15 protein-coding genes are annotated in these 18,422 nt (G+C 62.8%); 9 read left to right on the top strand and 6 right to left on the bottom strand.

What is annotated here, in order from left to right; all coding sequences use genetic code 11:
• Nucleotides 1-74 precede the first annotated feature (74 nt).
• From ggt to HU749_RS18825, 4 genes are read left to right on the top strand one after another with little or no spacing between them, the layout of a single operon-like run.
• The gene (gene ggt / locus HU749_RS18840) at nucleotides 75-1,802 is read left to right on the top strand and encodes a gamma-glutamyltransferase (RefSeq protein ID WP_186649816.1); all 1,728 of its coding nucleotides are present in this window, start codon (nucleotides 75-77) and stop codon (nucleotides 1,800-1,802) included.
• Between the two features lie 40 nt (nucleotides 1,803-1,842).
• Nucleotides 1,843-2,376 carry a cysteine hydrolase family protein gene (locus tag HU749_RS18835; protein ID WP_186649818.1) on the top strand — a complete coding sequence of 178 codons (534 nt, stop codon included), beginning with the start codon at nucleotides 1,843-1,845 and terminating at the stop codon, nucleotides 2,374-2,376.
• A gap of 12 nt (nucleotides 2,377-2,388) precedes the next feature.
• Nucleotides 2,389-3,615, top strand: a complete 1,227-nt coding sequence (locus tag HU749_RS18830) for a helix-turn-helix domain-containing protein (protein ID WP_186649821.1) — start codon at nucleotides 2,389-2,391, stop codon at nucleotides 3,613-3,615.
• Nucleotides 3,616-3,649: 34 nt separating this feature from the next.
• Nucleotides 3,650-4,282 carry a Vgb family protein gene (locus HU749_RS18825; protein ID WP_186649824.1) on the top strand — a complete coding sequence of 211 codons (633 nt, stop codon included), beginning with the start codon at nucleotides 3,650-3,652 and terminating at the stop codon, nucleotides 4,280-4,282.
• 87 nt (nucleotides 4,283-4,369) lie between these two features.
• Here HU749_RS18825 and HU749_RS18820 read toward each other — a convergent pair whose 3' ends face one another.
• The gene (locus tag HU749_RS18820) at nucleotides 4,370-5,230 is read right to left on the bottom strand and encodes a CAP domain-containing protein (protein WP_186649826.1); all 861 of its coding nucleotides are present in this window, start codon (nucleotides 5,228-5,230) and stop codon (nucleotides 4,370-4,372) included.
• A 184-nt stretch (nucleotides 5,231-5,414) separates the two neighbouring features.
• Complete coding sequence (locus HU749_RS18815; RefSeq protein WP_186649828.1) at nucleotides 5,415-6,380, bottom strand: EamA family transporter; 966 nt, start codon at nucleotides 6,378-6,380, stop codon at nucleotides 5,415-5,417.
• 1,099 nt (nucleotides 6,381-7,479) lie between these two features.
• Here HU749_RS18815 and HU749_RS18810 point away from each other — a divergent pair.
• Both HU749_RS18810 and HU749_RS18805 read left to right on the top strand, forming a co-directional pair.
• Nucleotides 7,480-8,610 carry a sensor histidine kinase gene (locus HU749_RS18810; protein WP_186649830.1) on the top strand — a complete coding sequence of 377 codons (1,131 nt, stop codon included), beginning with the start codon at nucleotides 7,480-7,482 and terminating at the stop codon, nucleotides 8,608-8,610.
• A gap of 96 nt (nucleotides 8,611-8,706) precedes the next feature.
• Nucleotides 8,707-9,798, top strand: coding sequence for an SMP-30/gluconolactonase/LRE family protein (locus HU749_RS18805; protein WP_095963571.1), 1,092 nt, complete (start codon nucleotides 8,707-8,709; stop codon nucleotides 9,796-9,798).
• A 183-nt stretch (nucleotides 9,799-9,981) separates the two neighbouring features.
• Here HU749_RS18805 and HU749_RS18800 read toward each other — a convergent pair whose 3' ends face one another.
• The 4 genes from HU749_RS18800 to HU749_RS18785 all read right to left on the bottom strand — a co-directional run bounded on the left by HU749_RS18800 (nucleotide 9,982) and on the right by HU749_RS18785 (nucleotide 14,551).
• On the bottom strand, nucleotides 9,982-10,362 hold the full coding sequence (locus HU749_RS18800) for a DUF1850 domain-containing protein (protein ID WP_186649832.1): 381 nt from the start codon (nucleotides 10,360-10,362) through the stop codon (nucleotides 9,982-9,984).
• Nucleotides 10,359-12,386 carry a TRAP transporter permease gene (locus HU749_RS18795; RefSeq protein ID WP_186649834.1) on the bottom strand — a complete coding sequence of 676 codons (2,028 nt, stop codon included), beginning with the start codon at nucleotides 12,384-12,386 and terminating at the stop codon, nucleotides 10,359-10,361. The genes HU749_RS18800 and HU749_RS18795 overlap by 4 nt, the downstream gene beginning before the upstream one ends.
• A gap of 81 nt (nucleotides 12,387-12,467) precedes the next feature.
• On the bottom strand, nucleotides 12,468-13,418 hold the full coding sequence (locus tag HU749_RS18790; protein ID WP_186649836.1) for a TAXI family TRAP transporter solute-binding subunit: 951 nt from the start codon (nucleotides 13,416-13,418) through the stop codon (nucleotides 12,468-12,470).
• Nucleotides 13,419-13,552: 134 nt separating this feature from the next.
• Nucleotides 13,553-14,551, bottom strand: a complete 999-nt coding sequence (locus tag HU749_RS18785; RefSeq protein WP_095963574.1) for a LacI family DNA-binding transcriptional regulator — start codon at nucleotides 14,549-14,551, stop codon at nucleotides 13,553-13,555.
• A gap of 166 nt (nucleotides 14,552-14,717) precedes the next feature.
• On the opposite strand from HU749_RS18785, the gene HU749_RS18780 reads away from it, so the two are divergent.
• The 3 genes from HU749_RS18780 to HU749_RS18770 all read left to right on the top strand — a co-directional run bounded on the left by HU749_RS18780 (nucleotide 14,718) and on the right by HU749_RS18770 (nucleotide 18,411).
• On the top strand, nucleotides 14,718-15,893 hold the full coding sequence (locus HU749_RS18780) for a Gfo/Idh/MocA family protein (protein WP_186649838.1): 1,176 nt from the start codon (nucleotides 14,718-14,720) through the stop codon (nucleotides 15,891-15,893).
• On the top strand, nucleotides 15,890-16,969 hold the full coding sequence (locus HU749_RS18775) for a sugar phosphate isomerase/epimerase family protein (RefSeq protein WP_186649841.1): 1,080 nt from the start codon (nucleotides 15,890-15,892) through the stop codon (nucleotides 16,967-16,969). The genes HU749_RS18780 and HU749_RS18775 overlap by 4 nt, the downstream gene beginning before the upstream one ends.
• A 209-nt stretch (nucleotides 16,970-17,178) precedes the next feature.
• A complete protein-coding gene (locus HU749_RS18770) occupies nucleotides 17,179-18,411 on the top strand; it encodes a nucleoside permease (RefSeq protein WP_186649844.1) in 1,233 nt (410 codons plus the stop codon).
• The last annotated feature ends 11 nt before the right edge of the window (nucleotides 18,412-18,422 follow it).

Raw genomic sequence — 18,422 nt, 5'->3', positions numbered from 1 at the left:
ATACGCAAACCGGGCCATACTAGCTAGTTGCTTGATGCGATCCCCGACTTTTCAAAACAAGAAGAGGCCGACTCATGAAGTTCGAATCCTTTGCCCGGACCCTCGTTGCCACCACCCTGACCCTCAGCTGTTTGTATGCCCAGGCCGCCTCCCAGGCGCCAGTGGCTGCCGAGAACGGCATGGTGGTTACCGCCCAGCACCTGGCGACCCACGTGGGTGTCGATGTGCTCAAGAGCGGCGGCAATGCCGTGGATGCGGCGGTGGCGGTGGGGTATGCCCTGGCGGTGGTGTATCCGGCGGCGGGTAACCTGGGCGGGGGTGGGTTCATGACCCTGCAACTGGCCGATGGCCGCAAGACGTTCCTGGATTTCCGAGAAAAAGCCCCCCTGGCCGCCACGGCCAACATGTACCTGGATAAGGACGGCAACGTCGTGCCCGAACTCAGCACTCGCGGCCACCTGGCGGTAGGCGTGCCTGGCACCGTGTCCGGCATGGAACTGGCGCTGAGCAAATACGGCAGCAAACCCCGGGCGGAACTGATCACCCCGGCCATCAAGTTCGCCGAGGAAGGCTTTGCCCTGGAGCAGGGCGATGTCGATCTGCTGGAAACCGCCACCGATGTGTTCAGGAAGGACATGCGTGACTCCGGGGCGATCTTCCTGCACAACGGCGAGCCCATGCAGGTCGGCCAGAAGCTGGTGCAAAAAGACCTCGCCAAGACCCTGCGGGAAATCTCCGCCAAGGGTGCCGACGGTTTCTACAAAGGCTGGGTCGCCGATGCCCTGGTCACCTCCAGCCAGGCCAACAAAGGCATCATCACCCAGGCCGACCTGGACAAGTACAAGACCCGCGAACTGGCTCCGGTGGAGTGCGACTACCGCGGCTATCACATCATCTCGGCGCCGCCGCCCAGTTCCGGTGGAGTGGTGCTGTGCCAGATCATGAATATCCTCGACGGCTATCCGATGAAGGACCTGGGGTTCCATTCGGCCCAGGGCATGCACTATCAGATCGAAGCCATGCGCCACGCCTACGTGGACCGCAACAGCTACCTGGGTGACCCGGACTTCGTGAAGAACCCCATCGACCATCTGCTGGATAAAAACTACGCCGCCAAGCTGCGGGCCGCGATCGAACCGCAAAAGGCCGGCGACTCGCAGAAGATCAAGCCCGGCGTGGCGCCCCATGAGGGCAGCAACACCACCCATTACTCCATCGTCGATAAGTGGGGCAATGCCGTTTCGGTCACCTACACCCTGAACGACTGGTTCGGGGCCGGTGTCATGGCGAGCAAGACCGGGGTGATTCTCAACGATGAAATGGACGACTTCACCGCCAAGGTCGGCGTGCCCAACATGTATGGCCTGGTGCAGGGCGAAGCCAACGCCATCGCGCCGGGCAAGGCGCCGTTGTCATCCATGAGCCCGACCATTGTCACCAAGGACGGCAAGACGGTCATGGTGGTGGGCACCCCGGGCGGCAGCCGGATCATCACCGCGACATTGCTGACCATTCTCAACGTGATCGACTACGGCATGAACCTCCAGGAGGCGGTCGATGCGCCGCGTTTCCACCAGCAGTGGATGCCGGAGGAAACCAACCTGGAGACCTTTGCGGCCAGCCCGGATACCCGGAAGCTGCTGGAGAGCTGGGGACACAAGTTTGCCGGTCCGCAGGACCCCAACCACATCGCCGCGATCCTGGTCGGCGCGCCGTCATTGGGTGGCAAGCCCGTGGGCAAGAACCGCTTCTATGGCGCCAACGACCCCCGTCGCAACACCGGGTTGTCGCTGGGTTATTGATTCGTTGCGCGGCCCCGATACCGTTTGAAGAGGTAAGGTCATGAACACCGCATTGCTGATCATCGATGTCCAGGACGCACTGTGCAGCGGCGAAGAAGAATGCTTCGACATCCAGCGCGTCATCCAGACCATCAACGGCCTGGCGGCCAAAACCCGGGCCCTCGGCTTGACGGTGATTCTGATCCAGCACGAAGAGTTGGAAGGCTCGCTGACCTATGGTTCTGCCGCCTGGCAACTGGCCGACGACCTGTTGACCGCGGCGGATGACTTGCGGGTGCGCAAGACCACGCCCGATGCCTTCTACCAGACCGACCTGCAACCGTTGTTGCAGGCCCGCGGCATCGATCGCCTGGTGATCTGCGGGCTGCAAACCGACTATTGCGTCAACGCCACCGTGCGCCAGGCCCATGCCTTGGGGTACGACGTGGTCCTGGCGGCCGATGCTCACTCCACCGTGGATAACGGCAGCATGGCGGCCGAGCAGATCATTGCCAACCACAACAACCGATTGGGGCGGTTGAGCAGTGCGGTGTCGCGGATCGATGTGGTGCCGGCTGCCGACATCCGCCTTTGACCCCCAAGATCGATGACAACTGACCCTTTGATCACCGCAGCGGCGCGAGCGCTGGCAGCGGGGGACCCCGTCGCCGCGCTCAATCGCATTGCCTTGCGCAACGATGCCCCGGCCCTCGCGCTTCGCGGCATTGCCATGGCGCAACTGGGCGATCTGGCCAAGGCCAAGGCCCTGATGCGTCGGGCGGGCGCGGCCTTCGGGCCCAAGGCGGCCGTGGCACGGGCGCGCTGTGTGGTCGCCGAAGGCGAAATCGCCCTGGCGTCCCGTGACCTGGCTTGGCCGATGAAGCGCCTCGACGCCGCGCGGGAGGTGCTCGAAACCCACGGCGATCGGGCGAACGTTGCGCATGCCCACACGATCGAAATCCGCCGCCTGCTGTTGATCGGTCGACTCGACGAGGCCGAACGCAGGCTCGTTGAGCTGGATCTTGCCTGCCTGCCCTCGGCATCACGGGCGGCCTGCGAGTTGGTAGCCGCGGGAATCGCCATGCGGCGCTTGCAAACACAGACCGCCCGCACCGCCCTCGAACGGGCTGGGCAAGCCGCACGGCAAGCGGGAATCGGCGCGCTGAGCGCCGAAATTGAAAGCGCCTGGCGGCTACTGCACGCACCCGCCGCGCGCCTGATCGCCCGAGGCGAAGAGCGCTTGCTCGTGCTGGAAGAGGTGCAAGCGCTGTTGGCCGGGCCGGCGTTGGTGGTGGACGCGTGTCGATATGGGGTCAGCGGCGCTGGCATTCAGGTCAGCCTTGCCCGGCGCCCGGTGTTGTTCGCCTTGGCGCGAGGACTGGCGCAAGCCTGGCCTGGCGATGTGCAGAGGGAAACGCTGATGGCCCAGGCCTTCGGCTTGAAACTGACGGATGAATCCCATCGCGCCCGGCTGCGGGTCGAGATGGGGCGGTTGCGTGCCACGCTTCGTCCGTTGGCTGACGTGAGGGCAACCCAGCGCGGTTTTACCCTGATACAGCGACATGCCGATGAGGTTGTGGTGCTGGCGCGAGTGGTCGAGGAACCCTACGGCGCGGTGCTGGCATTGCTGGCCGACGGTGAGGCCTGGTCCAGCTCAGCCCTGGCGCTGGCCCTGGACATCAGCCAGCGCAGCGTGCAGCGGGCCTTGGAGACGCTGGCCGCCGCCGGTAAGGCGCAGTCGTTCGGGCGCGCCAGGGCCCGGCGCTGGATGGCGCCACCGATGCCTGGATTCGCGACGGTATTGTTACTCACCGCGCTGCCATCCGAGGATTAGGCTGCAGTCACACCCCACTGATGAGGCGAGTGAGATGAAACGTTCAGAGGCACAGATCCTGCGTGAATACGGTCCTTTCCCCGGCGTCGATTGCGTACACGGCGTGAGCCATGACGGCGAGCGTGTCTGGTTCGCTTCAGGCGACAAGTTGCATGCCCTCAATCCCGCCAGCGGCCAGACCGTGCATTCGCTCGATGTCCCGGCGAACGCGGGCACGGCGTTTGACGGTGAGCACTTATTCCAGATCGCCGGTGACAGCATCCGCAAGATCGATCCACGCACCGGTCAGGTATTGGCGACGATTCCGGCCCCCAACAGCGGTGATGATTCCGGCCTGGCGTGGGCCGAAGGATCGCTCTGGGTCGGTCAGTACAAGGCGCGCAAGATCCTCCAGATCGACCCCGCCGACGGCAGGGTCCTGCGCACCATCGAGTCCAACCGCTTCGTCACGGGCGTGACCTGGGTCGATGGAGAGCTTTGGCATGGCACCTGGGAAAACGACGAGAGTGACCTGCGGCGTATCGATCCGCAAACGGCGCAAGTGCTGGAAAGCGTGACGATGCCGCCTGGGGTTGGTGTGTCGGGGCTGGAGTCCGACGGGGCTGACCGGTTTTTCTGTGGTGGCGGAGGCAGTGGCAAGGTGAGGGCGGTGCGTCGGCCGGCGTGAGCGTTGGCGGATTCGCCGTAGCCCTTGTGGCGAGGGAGCAAGCTCCCTCGCCACAACAGCGGATGGCTCAGCGCTGGGAATGGTGTTTCACGGTGCGCCAAGCACCATCGTCCAGTACACCCCCGCATCACTGCGCGAATCGCTGGCGGAAGCTGCGCCCATCTGGGTGAACATCGGGTTCATCAGGTTGGCGCAGTGCCCTGGGCTGGCAAGCCAATCGTGCATGGCCTGACTCGGCGAGCGTTGTCCGGCGGCGATGTTCTCGCCCAGCTTACGTCCGCGAAAGCCGGCGCGCTTGGCCCGATCGGAGGTGGAGCGACCGTCCGGGTCGCGATGGGCGAAATAATTCTCGCGGGCCATCGACCGGCTGTGGCCTTGGGCGGCGGTTCCCAGCGCGGCGTTCCAGCTCAGCGGCCGGGCCGCCGCGAAGCGCTGGCGCCCGCACATCCGTGGCTTGGCCCTGGCGGCGTTGACCTGGGCCAGCAGCGACTTGTCCGCCGCACCCGCGTCGCTCATCCGTGTGCCACCCATGGGCTGCGCCAGCACCACGCGCCATTCATCACCGACCCGATTGACGCCGATGTCGGCGTACTGGTTGTCCAGCAGCGCTGCGCAATGTTCATCGGCCAACATGTCGAAGGCTTCTTCGGCGTCCCGCGCATCGGTCAAGCGAATGCTGCGCACGGCCCGGGCTTGATAGCCGGCGTCTTTCAAGGATTCCCGCAGGCCACCGCGAAAGCCAATCGGCAAGCCCAGGCTTGAACGCAGCACCAGCGGCGGCGTGGCACGCACCGTGCGCCATTCACAACGGCGCGACTGGCTACGGAAATCGTTGATGGCCTCCACCAGTTGCCTTTCGCCGCGGGCATGGGCGGGGCTGGCGAATAGAGGAAACAGGGCAAGCAAGCACAGCGAAACGAAACGGCAAGAGCGAACAGGGTGGCGCATGGGGCGAACGGCTCAAGAGGGGGGAGTTGCCATAGCGCCAGGCTTGGCGCCGATCAGCTGGAAAACCCGTCGCTGCAGATCGGCGGGGTTTTCACGGCTGGGGTAGGACTGTGGGTTTGGAAACAAGTTTCAAGAAGGCGAAGACTATCTGTGGACTGGCACGCCACAAGAGTGGTCAGTCAGTTCAATTCACCGTTTCAGCCATGGGCACCTTGACCCGCTCAACCTTGCGATAGGTCAACAGCACGATGCCCGTCACTACAATCGCGCCACCCATCACCTGGCCCGGGTTGAGCATCTGGTCCAGCACCAGCCAGCCGATCAGCAGCGTGGCCAGCGGTTCGATGTTCATCACCGGGGCGTTGCGCGGCATGTCCAGGCGGGGTACGGAAATGAACAGCACGGTAAACCCGGTGCCGTAGAGCACCACCAGGGTCGCCAGGGCGAACCAGCCGGTGTTGCTGGCTGGCAAGTCGAAACCACCGGGCAGGGCGCCGGTCAGGCCGGCAAGGTTGACGCTGCTGAAGACGATGAAGATCGTCAGCAGGCTGCGGACCGAGCCGCGCACCTGGGACAACTTGTGATCGGTGATCCACAGTGCGCAGGCAAAGGCACAAGCAGCGCAAAAGGCCAGACCCACCCCCAGCAGCCATTGCGGGCCGACACCTTGCCCAGACGATAACCGCGCCGGCACTTCCAGCACGAACACCAGGCCCACCAGGATCATGCCCATCAACGCAGCCGTGCGCGCCGTCGGGCGTGGTCCGCCCAGGGCCCAGGTCAGCAAGGCCAGCAAGATCGGAAACACGTTGCCCACCAGCAGCGCCAACGCCACTGGCACCCGGGCCACGGCGGAGTACAGGCAAAGGCTCTGGGCGCCGATCAACAGCCCCAGCGTCAATTGCCAACGCCACGCACCGGGCGGCAGGCGCAGGCTCTGTCGTTGCCAGAGCACCATCGCGGCCAGCACCAGCAACGTCCCGCCCGAGCGCAGCAGGATCGCCAGCAGTACACCGGCACCGTCGTCGAACGCGGCCCGGGCGGCGACGTGGTTGCCGGCGAAGGCACAGCCCATGCACAGCAGGACGAGCACCGCGAGGTGGCGGGGTAGGGGGGTGGGGGTGTCAGGTGCAGCGATGGGGCGGGTCATGGCAGGTGTCTCTAAGGCGGCCGCCAAGGCAAAAGGCCCTGGATCGGCTGTTTTTAGTTATAGGTTGTCGTACGACTGTAAGGTTTTTACCTCGTGGGGTGCAAGGGACAAGGTGCGCAGACCTGTGGGTTTTGGTGCATGGGTGCGGTTGCTTCGGTGTTTACTTGCTTGGGTATGTATATCCGTTATTTCGGTAACGGCGGCTGGCGGTTCCGCTCTTACAGCGGCTCACTTTTGAGAAGCGCAAAAGTAAGCAAAACGCTACATGCCCCACCACTCGGCACCTCGCCTAGGCTCGGTGTGCCTGAACGAAGGCATTGCTCCGTGGGCCGCCGCGAAGGGCCATCCATGGCCCAGCGCGGCTAACCCGGCATCCATGCCGGGTTGCCCACTGCGCAATACCTTCGTTCAGCCAGCGTGGTTAACGGGGCGCCTGAGATCAACGTCCACCACGAGGCGGCCTGATAGCCGACCTGGTTCTTGGTGGAGACCGCGTTCCTCCTGTGGGAGCGGGCTTGCTCGCGAAGGCGTTGGGTCAGTTTGCGGTGATGTTGGATGTGCCGACCTCATCGCGAGCAAGCTCGTTCCCACAGGTGATTCTGGGTGTCCATGAGTCTTGTGTTCACCGCAGGCCATTGTGGGAGCGAGCTTGCTCGCGATGGCGGTGGTTCAGCTACACAGATGCTGGACGTGTCGCGCTCTCGCTTTGCTTTGCTTTGGATTTTGATCTCGACGCCCCGTCAAACCACGCTGGCCGAACGCAGGCATTGCGCAGTGGGCATCCCGGCATGGATGCCGGGATAGCCGCGCTGGGCCATGGATGGCCCTTCGCGGCGGCCCACGGAGCAATGCCTTCGTTCGGGCACACCGAGCCTAGGCGAGGTGCCGAGTGGTGGGGCAGAGCGTTTTTGGTTACTTTTGGCGCTCTTCCAAAAGTGACCCGCTGTAAGAGCGGAACCGCCAGTCGCCGTTACCGAAATAACGGATATACACACCAAATAAAACTAAACAGCATTACGCACATTATCCGGTGCTTTGCTGTACAACAAACCTGGCCGCTGTGTCGTCTACAGCATCGCCCTTCTTGCGGAAAAAACCCATGCGCCTGGCCGATTTCATCCTCGACAATATCGAGCCGATTCTTCAGGCGTGGGAAGACTTCGCCAAAACCATCACCCCCGCGTCCATTGGCATGGACTCCGTGGCCCTGCGCGACCATGCTGAGCAGATGCTGCGCACCATCGCCGCTGACCTGCGCACCTCGCAAACGCGCAAGGAGGCAATTGCCAAGTCCCATGGTGAAGCCCCGCCGGTTGATGCCGAAACCGCCGCCGAAACCCATGCGGTCATCCGCCAGTCCTCGGGTTTTACCGTGGAGCAAATGGTTTCCGAATACCGGGCCCTGCGCACTAGCGTGCTCATGCTCTGGATGCCGCACACGCAGTTGGATAACAAGCAGGTCATGGACGATCTGATTCGATTCAACGAGGCCGTGGACCAGGCCTTGGCCGAGTCCGTCGTCAGTTACTCGGGGGCGGTGGATGCGTCGCGCAACATCTTTCTCGGGATTCTGGGGCATGACCTGCGCAGTCCCTTGGGCGCGATCCTGCTGAGTTCCGAAGTGCTGCTGCGGGCGGGGGACCTGCCCGCCAAGGCCACCAAGATCACTTCGCGCATCTACACCAGCGTCAAGCGGGCCAACAAGATCGTGGGCGATCTGCTGGATTTCACCCGCACCCAACTTGGCTCGGGCATTCCGGTGCAGCGCTTCAACGGCGATCTGGTGGCCGCCTGCGAAGGCATGGTGGAGGAGGCGCGGGCCTATCACCCGGAAAGCGAAATCCGCTTTGAAACGACCGGTGCCCTGGAGGCGCTGTTTGATCCCGCCCGCATGGAGCAGGTATTTGCCAACCTGATCGGCAACGCCGTCCAGCATGGTGCTGAAGGCACGCCGGTGACTGTTTCGTTGAGCGTGGAAAAGGACATGGCCGTGATCGCGATCAACAACCAGGGCAAGCCTATCGAGAAAGAGGCCATTGCCAATATCTTCAACCCAATGGTCCGAAGTCTGTGCAGCGGTGAAATGCAGTACGGTTCCACGGCTGGGCTCGGACTTGGCCTGCACATCGCTTCGGCGATCGTATCGGCCCATCAGGGCACCATCAAAGTCCACTCGGAGGCGCAAGTCGGCACGACCTTTACCGTTCGTATACCGCTGACCACGGCCTGAACGACTGTCCGCAAGAGCAGATTTGCATACTTGTACGATGTCTTATCACGTAGTAAAACTGTCGTCCCGTCCAATAATAATTAACGGAGACGCACGATGGATGCTTCGCAATCTGCAACCGCCGCCGATCAGGGCCGCCGGGTATTCCTGAAACAGTCCCTGGTGGTCTCGGCCGCTGCCGCCGCCCTTGGCAACCTGCCAGGGCTCGCCCAGGCCGAACCCTTGAGCCAGCGTTACCCGGACCCGCTGATCAACATCCTTGACCCCAGCTTCATGGACTTGCGCATCTTCAACGCCAGCGTGGAGAAACTCGCCACCGGTTTGCGTTGGGCAGAAGGGCCGGTGTGGGTCGGTGACGGTCGTTACCTGCTGGTCAGCGACATTCCCAACAACCGTATCGTGCGCTGGGATGAAATCACCGGCAGCCTGTCGGTGTACCGCGAAAATTCCAATTTCTCCAACGGCATGTGCCGCGATCGCCAAGGCCGGTTGCTGGTGTGCGAAGGCTCCACCACCGCCAGCGAAGGCCGACGCATCACCCGCACCGAGCACAACGGCACCCTCACCGTGCTGGCGGACAGTTTCGAGGGCAAGCCTTTCAACTCGCCCAATGACATCGTCTGCAAGCGGGACGGTTCGGTCTGGTTCACCGACCCACCGTTCCAGACCGGCAACAACTACGAGGGGCACAAAGTCACGCCTGTCCAGCCCCACGCCGTGTATCGCATCGACGGTGAAAACGGCAAGGTCACTCGGGTGATCGATGACCTGGCGGGGCCGAACGGGCTGTGTTTTTCCCCGGACGAGAAAACTCTCTACGTGGTCGAAGGCCGGGCCAAGCCCAACCGCTTGATCTGGGCTATCACTGTCAAGGCCGACGGCACGCTGGGCGAGCGGCGCAAGCATATCGAAGGCCTGGATTACGCGGCGATCGATGGGATCAAATGCGATGAAAGCGGCAACCTCTGGTGCGGTTGGGGTGGCAATGGCGACCCCAAGGCCGACCTGGAAAAACTCGACGGCGTGCGGGTGTTCAACCCTGAAGGCAAGGCCATCGGGCACATCTCCCTGCCGGAGCGCTGCCCCAACGTTTGCTTCGGCGGCCGGGAAGGCAATCGGTTGTTCATGGCCGGCAGCCACTCGTTGTATTCGCTGTTCGTGAATACCCGGGGGGCGACGTTTGCCTGAGTGAAACACTTACCCTAGGCGTTGACGGACTTTGTGGCGAGGGAGCTTGCTCCCGCTGGGCTGCGCAGCAGCCCCTCAACCAGGCAGTGCGGTGTGTCTGGTTGATTCAGTCAGCTTCATTCGGGGCCGCTTCGCGACCCAGCGGGAGCAAGCTCCCTCGCCACAAATGTTCTAGCCCCGGGATTATCCGCAACTCCACAGCTCCACCGTCGGTTGACGTGCCGTAGGTGGCCCCAGCCAATGGCTCATCGCCCGACAACGGCCATCGAAACACAACTGGTAGTCGCCAGCCTGCGGCGTGCGGCCCAGTTTCAGCGGTTGCAGGGGCGGCACCTGGCGTTGATAGCGCCAGCTGCCATTTTCCAGCCGGGCATTGTCGGGAGTCTCCATGCCCGCGCCATTGCCTCTGACCCTGGCTTCACCCAGCACCAGGCCCTGTTCGCTGACGCGATAGTCTTCCTCCCAGCGGATCTTTTCGATGGTGTGGTTCCATGCCAGCGTGAAGTCGGCAACGGGAAGCTGGGCCCAGACCACGCCGGACAGGCCCAGGCACAAACCGATCACGCCAAGGCCCGCCCGGCACGTCGCGAGCGCCAGACGTGCTGGAAAATCAGCAACCCACCCAGTACGAAGCCAATCTCGTCGGTCAATGGCAGGGCTACCACCAGCAACGCGCCAGCGGCAAAGCACAGCAGGCGTTCCCAAATCGGCATTTTCTGTTGCAGGTAACCGGTGGATGCCATCCCCCAAAGCCCGACGGCCAACAACGTCTTGATCAGCATGTACGCCGTCATCCACAGGTTGTCGCCCTGGAGCATCAGTGCCGGGTTATAGACCGTCATGAACGGAATGACGAAGCCGGCGAGGGCGATGCGTACCGCCCAGAAGCTGATCTTCAGGCCACTTTCCCGGGCAATGGGCGCAGCGGCGAAACAGGCCAGCGCCACCGGCGGCGTCAGGTCGGCCAGGATGCCGAAGTAGAACACGAACATGTGCGACACGATCAGCGGCACGCCCAGTTCCAGCAGGGCGGGCGCGGCGATCGAGCTGGTGATGATGTAGTTGGGAATGGTCGGGATGCCCATGCCCAGTACCAGGCAGGTGAGCATGGTAAGGATCAGTGACAGCAACAGGTTGTCCCTGCCGATGGCGAGGATGTAACCGGCGAAGGTGGAGGCCACGCCGGTCAGCGAGACCACCGCGATGATGCTGCCCACCAAGGCGCAGGCGATCCCCACCGGAACGGCGTGACGCGCGCCGTCCACCAGGGCATGCAGGCAGATGACGAGGGTTTCCCGCGTGCCTTGCATGAACCAGCAGGCCACCACCAACACGCCGATCACCGCAAACACGACACCGATGCCCAGTCGAAAAAAACCGACGCACAGCAGCCCCAGCGCGATCCAGAAGGCACAGCGCAAGGCATAGTTCGAGACTTTGAGGATGATCGCCGACCCGAGAATCACGATGGCCGTCAAGGCCAGGCCCACCATGCCGGAAAACAGCGGTGTGCGTCCGGAAAACAGCAGGTAGACCAACACCCCGAGCGGGATCAGCAGGTACCAGCTTTCCTTGACCGCACCCCAGGCGCTGGGGCACTGGTCCTTGGGCAAGCCCTTGAGGTCGGAGCGCTTGGCTTCCAGGTGAACCATCCAGAACACCGAGCCGAAGTACAAGCACGCGGGTATCAACGCCGCCTTGGCGATTTCAACGAACGGCACATTGATGGTTTCGGCCATGATGAAGGCCACTGCCCCCATTACCGGCGGCATGATCTGGCTGCCCATGCTGGAAGTCGCTTCCACACCGCCGGCAAACGCGGCCTTGTAGCCGAAGCGCTTCATCAACGGGATGGTGAATTGCCCGGTGGTGACCACGTTGGCGATGCCCGAGCCGGTGATGGTGCCCATCAACGCCGATGACACCACTGACACCTTGGCGGGACCGCCCAGCTTATGGCCGAATAAACCCATGGCGAAATCGGTGAACAGCTTGATCATGCCGGCCTTTTCCAGGAAAGAGCCGAACAGGATGAACAGGAAGATATACGTGGCCGACACGTAGGTTGGCGTGCCGTACAGCCCTTCGGTGCCGAACGACAGTTGGTTGATGATTTGATCGACACCATAGCCACGATGAGCCAAGTCCCCCGGCAGATATTCGCCGAACAGGCCATAGGCCAGGAATATGCCGCAAATGATCGGCAAGGCGATGCCCATTACCCGCCGGGCGGCTTCGAAGACCAGCACGATCAGCACCACGCCGATGATCATATCGGCGGTGGTCAGGTCGCCAGAACGCTGGATCAGATCGGCCTCGAACACCCACTGATAGACGGCCGTCGCCACGCCCCCCAGGCTCAGGACCCAGGCCAGGGGTTGCCAGGGACGCTGCCTGCCATAGGCCGGGTAGCTGAGGAACACCACCCACAGCAGGAAGCCGACATGCACCGCCCGCAGCACGATGCTGGAGACCGGAGAAAACGCGGCGGTGACGATCTGAAACACTGAAAACAGCAAGGCCACGTAAAACAGTGTCTTGGGCCAGTCCCGCGGGTCCGTGGCGATGCCGTGCTGGTCTTCACTCATGAGGTGCCTGCCTTCTGTTCACATTCAAGGGGCGAAACCATGACGCGTCAACGGCACTGAGCACCGTTGACGCGCAGGGGGCTACAGCGCGCCTACTTCCTTGTAGTAGCGCTCGGCACCGGGGTGGAGTGCGATCGGCAGGTTTTTCGCAGCGTTTTTCAGGGTGATGTCCTTGGCCGCCGAATGGGAAGTACCCAAGCGAGTGAGGTTTTCGAAGAGCAGCTTGGTCATCTGGTACGCCACCTCATCCGGGACATCCTCGCGGGTGACCAGAATGTTGGTGATGGCCACGGTCGGTACGGCGTCGGCCTGGCCGTCGTAGGTATTGGCCGGAATCATTGCGCTCTGGTAGGCCGGGTTAGCGATTTTTTCCACCACATCGGTGGGCACCGACACATAGCTCAGCGCCATGGTCGAGGCCAGGTCACGAATGGCCGCCATCCCCAGGCCGGAGGACTGGAGCGTGGCATCCAGTTGGCGGTTCTTGATCAAGTCCACCGACTCGGCGAATGGCAGGTACTGGACCTTCATGTCCTGGTAGGTCAGCCCTGCGGCCTTGAAGATGGCCCGGGCATTGAGTTCGGTGCCGGATTTCGCCGCGCCGACGGAAACGGTCTTGCCCTTGAGGTCGGCCAGGGTCTTGATGCCGGACTCCTGGCTGGCGACGATCTGGATGTAATTGGGGTAGGCGCCGGCAATGGCGCGAAGTTTGGTCAGCGGCGCCTTGAAACCGGCGTCTTCCACGCCGTTCTTGGCGTCCGCCACCGAATCGCCCAGGGCCAGGGCCAGCTCCCCGCGCCCGGCCTGCAGCAGATTCAGGTTTTCCACTGAGGCCTTGGTGGCCTGCACCGATGTCTTGGCGTCCTTGATACCGTTGCTGTAGATCTGTGAAAGCCCCACCCCGATAGGGTAATAAACGCCGCTGGTGCCTCCTGTCAGGATGTTGATATACACCGGGGCTGCCTGGGCCGCAGTCGTGACCGCCAAGGCTGCCGCGGCGGCCAGGAGGGTGAAGCGCTTGTTGACTCGCATGGGGGACCTCTCCGTCTTGTTATGGCTCTATGCAGAGTTCTTCCACTGTAGTTCAAACGTGAGTGATGGCGAGTAAAGCCGTGGTCAGGAGGTTTTGTGGCGAGGGGATAAATCCCCTCGCCACAGGTTCCTGGTTATGCAAGGGGCGCCGTACTGCCACGCACCGTCAACTCAAACGGCAACACCACATGCCGTTCGGCAATCGGCTTTTTCTCGATCAAGGCAATCAGCATCTCCACCGCTTTTTGCCCAAACGCTTCGGCAGGCTGCGAAATGGTGGTCAGGGGTGGGTCGCAATAGGCGGCGAACGGGATGTCGTCAAAACCCACCAGGGAAATATCCTCGGGCACCCGCAGGCCCATCTGCTTGATGCGCCTGAGCGCGCCGATGGCCATCTCGTCGTTTTCACAGAACAGCGCACTGGGCCGGTCGGCTCGCTCCAGCATCGCGCCGGCGCCATCATCGCCGGCCTTCAAGGTGAAGTCGCCATGGCAGATCAGGCTTGGATCGACGTCGATACCGGCCTGGCGCAGGGCATCCTGGTAGCCGGCCACGCGGTCCAGGGTCAAGGGGCTGCTGCGTGGCCCCTTGATGATGCCGATGCGGCGATGGCCGAGGCTGATCAGATGCTCGGTCATGGCCTGGGCGGCGGCGCGGTTGTCGAGGCTGATGGTCGGGTAGGGGGCGTGCTTGACCACTTCGCAGGCGTTGACCAGCGGCAGGCTGTCGGCGCCAGCGGGCATCGATTCAAAAGGATCGCTGGCGCGCAACTGGATCACCCCGTCGGCCTGGTGGGCGTAGACCAGGGCGGCGAATTCCCGCTCGATCTGCGCGCGGCCCTGGGTGTCGCACAGCAGCAATCGATAGCCCGCCGTCTGCGCGGCCTGCTGCGCGCCGCTGATCACCCGGGCGAAAAACGTATTGGCGATGGTCGGCACCAGGATCACCAGGTTGCCGGTGCGCCGGGAGCGAAATTGCACCGCCATCAGGTTGGGCCGATAGCCGGCCTGTTCCACCGCCGCGTTGACCTTGTCCCGCGTCTCGGGAAGCACCCGTTCGGGCGATTTCAGGGTTCTGGACACCGTGGCTACCGAAACACCGGCCAGCCGGGCCACTTCACGAATGTTGGACAAAATCACCTCAGGGACAGGGGCTACGGTTGGGGAGCTTACCGCAGGTTGGGCGCCTCACAAATGTTCATGCATGGCCTCATCGGGTTTGACACGCAGGAAAACTGAGCCTAGATTTCCGCCATGATGTAACCGGTTACATCATCATCCTGACAGGAAGAGAATCGCGATGAATCCTGTAGCACCGAAAATAAGAATGGGCTTCGTCGGCGGTGGAGAGGGCGCGTTCATCGGCCAGGCCCATCGTCAGGCCGCGGGTCTGGACGGCGGCTTCGAACTGGTCTGCGGCGCCTTCAGCCGCGACCCGCACAACACTCGGCAGACCGGCGCGGCCCTGGGCCTGCCAGCGTCGCGTTGCTACCACGACTGGCAGCAGATGCTCGACACCGAAGCGCTGCTGCCGCTTGATCAGCGCATGGAACTGCTGGTGATCGTCACGCCCAATCACCTCCATGCACCCATTGCCAGCCAGGCCTTGAAAGCTGGTTTCCATGTGTTCAGCGAGAAACCCGCTGCCCTGGACCTCAAGGAATTGCTGGCCCTCAGGGAAGTGCTGCAAGGCAGCCGTTGCCTCTATGGCCTGGCCCACACCTACCTGGGTTATCCCATGGTGTGGCAGGCCCGGGAGATGGTGCGCTCGGGCGTGATCGGTCAGGTGCGCAAAGTGCTGGTCGAGTACCCCCAAGGCTGGCTCAGCCAGGACGTCGCCGCCCAGGGTAATAAACAGGCCGAGTGGCGCGACGACCCCGGCCAGTCCGGCCTGGGCGGTTGCATCGGCGACATTGGCACCCACGCGTTTTCCCTGGCCGAGTTCGTCGCGGACCAGCCTATCCAACAGCTATGCGCCGCCTTGGGTACGCACATCCCGGGCCGGCAATTGGATGACGATGCCGCGATGCTGTTCAAGATGGGGAGCGGTGCCAGCGGCGCGTTGATCGCAAGCCAGGTCTGCACCGGCGAAGAGAACCCGCTGAAGATTCGCGTCTACGGTGACAAGGGTGCCCTGGAGTGGCGCCAGGAAGAGCCGGCGAGCCTGATCCATCGCGCCTTTGACCAACCCCTGCGCATCTTGCGCAGCGGTGTCGGCCAGCCGTGGCTGTGCGCGGCGGCCACGCGGCGCATGCGCCTGCCGGCCGGGCATCCCGAGGGCTACCTGGAGGCCATGGCCAACCTCTACGGTGATTTCGCCCACGCCATTCGCAACCATGTCGAAGGCCCTGACGCCCCCGGCGTGCCAGGCATCGAGACCGGTTTGCGGGGCATGGCATTCATCGAGGCCGCCATCCTCAACCACCGTGGCGACGCGAAGTGGACCGCCGTGCAAACCGGAGCATCCCTATTGTGAATACCCTCGACACACCACCGATCGGCCTGCGCGGCCCAGGCATTTTCCTGGCGCAGTTCATGTCCGCCGAAGCGCCGTTCGACACCCTGGCGAACATCGCCCAGTGGGCGGCGTCGCAAGGCTACAAGGCCATTCAACTGCCGACGTCGGGCACCCAATACATCGACCTGGCCCGGGCCGCCGAGAGCCAGGATTATTGCGACGAGCTCAAGGCCACCTGTGCCCAGGCCGGTGTCGAGATCAGCGAGTTATCGACGCACCTGCAAGGCCAGTTGGTGGCGGTACACCCGGCGTTCGACGCGCTGTTCGACGACTTCGCCCCGGCGCATCTGCGCGGCCAGCCCCAGGCGCGGACCGAATGGGCGATCGAGCAACTCAAGCTGGCCGCCCGCGCCAGTCAACGGTTGGGCCTCAAGGCTCATGCAACGTTTTCCGGCGCGTTGCTGTGGCCGTACCTCTACCCATGGCCACAGCGCCCGGCGGGCCTGGTGGAGCAAGGTTTCGCCGAGCTGGCCCGGCGCTGGTTGCCGATTCTCGACTGCTTCGATGCGGCCGGCGTGGACCTGTGCTACGAAATCCACCCCGGCGAAGACCTCCACGACGGGGCCTCGTTCGAGCGCTTCCTCGATGCGGTCGATCATCACCCACGGGCGGCGATCCTCTACGACCCCAGCCATCTGCTGCTGCAACAGATGGACTACCTGGGTTTCATCGATCGCTACCACGCACGCATCCGCATGTTCCACGTCAAGGACGCCGAGTTCCGCCCCGATGCCCGTTCCGGGGTATACGGCGGTTACCAGGGCTGGGTCGATCGGCCTGGGCGGTTCCGTTCGTTGGGCGATGGCCAGATCGATTTCAAATCGATCTTCAGCAAATTGACCCAATACGATTTCAGCGGTTGGGCGGTTTTGGAATGGGAGTGCTGCCTGAAGGATTCGCAACAGGGCGCCGCAGAAGGGGCGGCGTTCATCCAGCGGCACATGATCAGCAAGACTCGCAAGGCGTTCGACGATTTTGCTGGTGTCACGGCGGATGAAGATTCCAACCGGCGGCTGTTGGGCCTGTTGAGGTAACTCGCCCACCCAAAACCCTGTGGCCAAAACCCAATGGCAAGGAAATCCATTGTGGGAGCAAGGCTTGCCCGCGATGGTCGCGCCGCGGTCCAACCGTTGAACCGCGTTTTCGTTCATCGCGGGCAAGCCTTGCTCCCACAGTTGAGGTCTTTTTGTATCAAAAGCGGTGAGTTTTTTTTCACAAGAACAACAATAAAACGGTGACTGTCATGACCACGATGAACGCACGCCTCAGCGTGATGATGTTCCTGCAATTCTTTATCTGGGGTGGCTGGTTCGTCACCCTGGGGACTTTTCTCTCCAGCACGCTGGGCGCCAGCGGCGGGCAGATCGGCATGGCGTTTTCCACGCAATCGTGGGGGGCGATCATTGCGCCGTTTGTCGTTGGCCTGATCGCCGACCGCTACTTCAATGCCGAACGGATCCTGGCGGTGTTGCACCTGCTCGGCGCGGTGTTGCTGTATCAGCTGTATTCGGCGGCGGATTTCAGCGTGTTCTACCCGTACGTGCTGGCATACATGGTGGTCTACATGCCGACGCTGGCCCTGGTCAATTCCGTGGCGTTCCGGCAAATGCTCGACCCGGCGCTGGAGTTCTCGCGCATCCGGGTGTGGGGCACCATTGGCTGGATCGTCGCCGGCGTGGTGATCAGTTTTGTGTTCGCCTGGGATTCGCGCGAGGCGATCTCGGCAGGCGGTTTGCGCAATACCTTCCTGATGGCGGCCATCGCGTCCCTGGTCCTGGGACTCTACAGCTTTACGCTGCCGGCCACGGCGCCGCTCAAGGAACAGGCCAGCGCTGGTGGCGTCAAGCAACTGCTGGGGCTGGACGCGTTGGGTCTGTTGAAGGATCGCAGCTACCTGGTGTTCTTCATCGCCTCGATCCTGATCTGCATTCCCTTGGCGTTCTATTACCAGAATGCCAACCCGTTCCTGGCCGAAACCGGGATGACCAACCCCACGGCGAAGATGGCCATCGGGCAGGTGTCCGAAGTGTTGTTCATGCTGCTGTTGCCGCTGTTCATCCAGCGTTTCGGCATCAAGCTGGCACTGTTGGTGGGCATGTTGGCGTGGGCGTTGCGCTACGTGTTGTTCGCCTACGGTAATAACGGCGACCTGGCGTTCATGCTGTTCACCGGCATTGCCTTGCACGGTATCTGCTACGACTTCTTTTTTGTCTCGGGGCAGATCTACACCGACGCCAAGGCACCGGAGCGCTTTCGCAGCTCGGCCCAGGGCCTGATTACCCTGGCGACCTATGGTGTGGGCATGCTGATCGGCTTCTGGGTGGCGGGGCAGGTGACCGATTACTTTGTCGTGGCTGGCGGTCATGACTGGCAGAGCATCTGGCTGTTCCCGGCCGGTTTCGCGCTGCTGGTGCTGGTCTGCTTTCTGTTTACCTTCCGTGGCCAGCATGCGCTCGTTGCGCCGTCAAAGGCCTGAAACAGCCCTGG

This window comes from Pseudomonas ogarae (genome assembly GCF_014268695.2).
Lineage (GTDB): Bacteria > Pseudomonadota > Gammaproteobacteria > Pseudomonadales > Pseudomonadaceae > Aquipseudomonas > Aquipseudomonas kilonensis.
Note: the sequence above shows the minus strand (reverse complement) of the source record. Positions and strands in the feature narration are given on the sequence as shown.

Excerpts from the sequence above, each read along its gene's own strand:
- HU749_RS18825 (WP_186649824.1), top strand. The coding sequence starts at position 3,650 with ATGAAACGTTCAGAGGCACAGATCCTGCGTGAATACGGTCCTTTCCCC.
- HU749_RS18790 (WP_186649836.1), bottom strand. The coding sequence starts at position 13,418 with ATGCGAGTCAACAAGCGCTTCACCCTCCTGGCCGCCGCGGCAGCCTTG.
- HU749_RS18835 (WP_186649818.1), top strand. The coding sequence starts at position 1,843 with ATGAACACCGCATTGCTGATCATCGATGTCCAGGACGCACTGTGCAGC.
- HU749_RS18805 (WP_095963571.1), top strand. The coding sequence starts at position 8,707 with ATGGATGCTTCGCAATCTGCAACCGCCGCCGATCAGGGCCGCCGGGTA.
- HU749_RS18810 (WP_186649830.1), top strand. The coding sequence starts at position 7,480 with ATGCGCCTGGCCGATTTCATCCTCGACAATATCGAGCCGATTCTTCAG.
- ggt (WP_186649816.1), top strand. The coding sequence starts at position 75 with ATGAAGTTCGAATCCTTTGCCCGGACCCTCGTTGCCACCACCCTGACC.
- HU749_RS18830 (WP_186649821.1), top strand. The coding sequence starts at position 2,389 with ATGACAACTGACCCTTTGATCACCGCAGCGGCGCGAGCGCTGGCAGCG.
- HU749_RS18815 (WP_186649828.1), bottom strand. The coding sequence starts at position 6,380 with ATGACCCGCCCCATCGCTGCACCTGACACCCCCACCCCCCTACCCCGC.
- HU749_RS18795 (WP_186649834.1), bottom strand. The coding sequence starts at position 12,386 with ATGAGTGAAGACCAGCACGGCATCGCCACGGACCCGCGGGACTGGCCC.
- HU749_RS18780 (WP_186649838.1), top strand. The coding sequence starts at position 14,718 with ATGAATCCTGTAGCACCGAAAATAAGAATGGGCTTCGTCGGCGGTGGA.
- HU749_RS18820 (WP_186649826.1), bottom strand. The coding sequence starts at position 5,230 with ATGCGCCACCCTGTTCGCTCTTGCCGTTTCGTTTCGCTGTGCTTGCTT.
- HU749_RS18770 (WP_186649844.1), top strand. The coding sequence starts at position 17,179 with ATGACCACGATGAACGCACGCCTCAGCGTGATGATGTTCCTGCAATTC.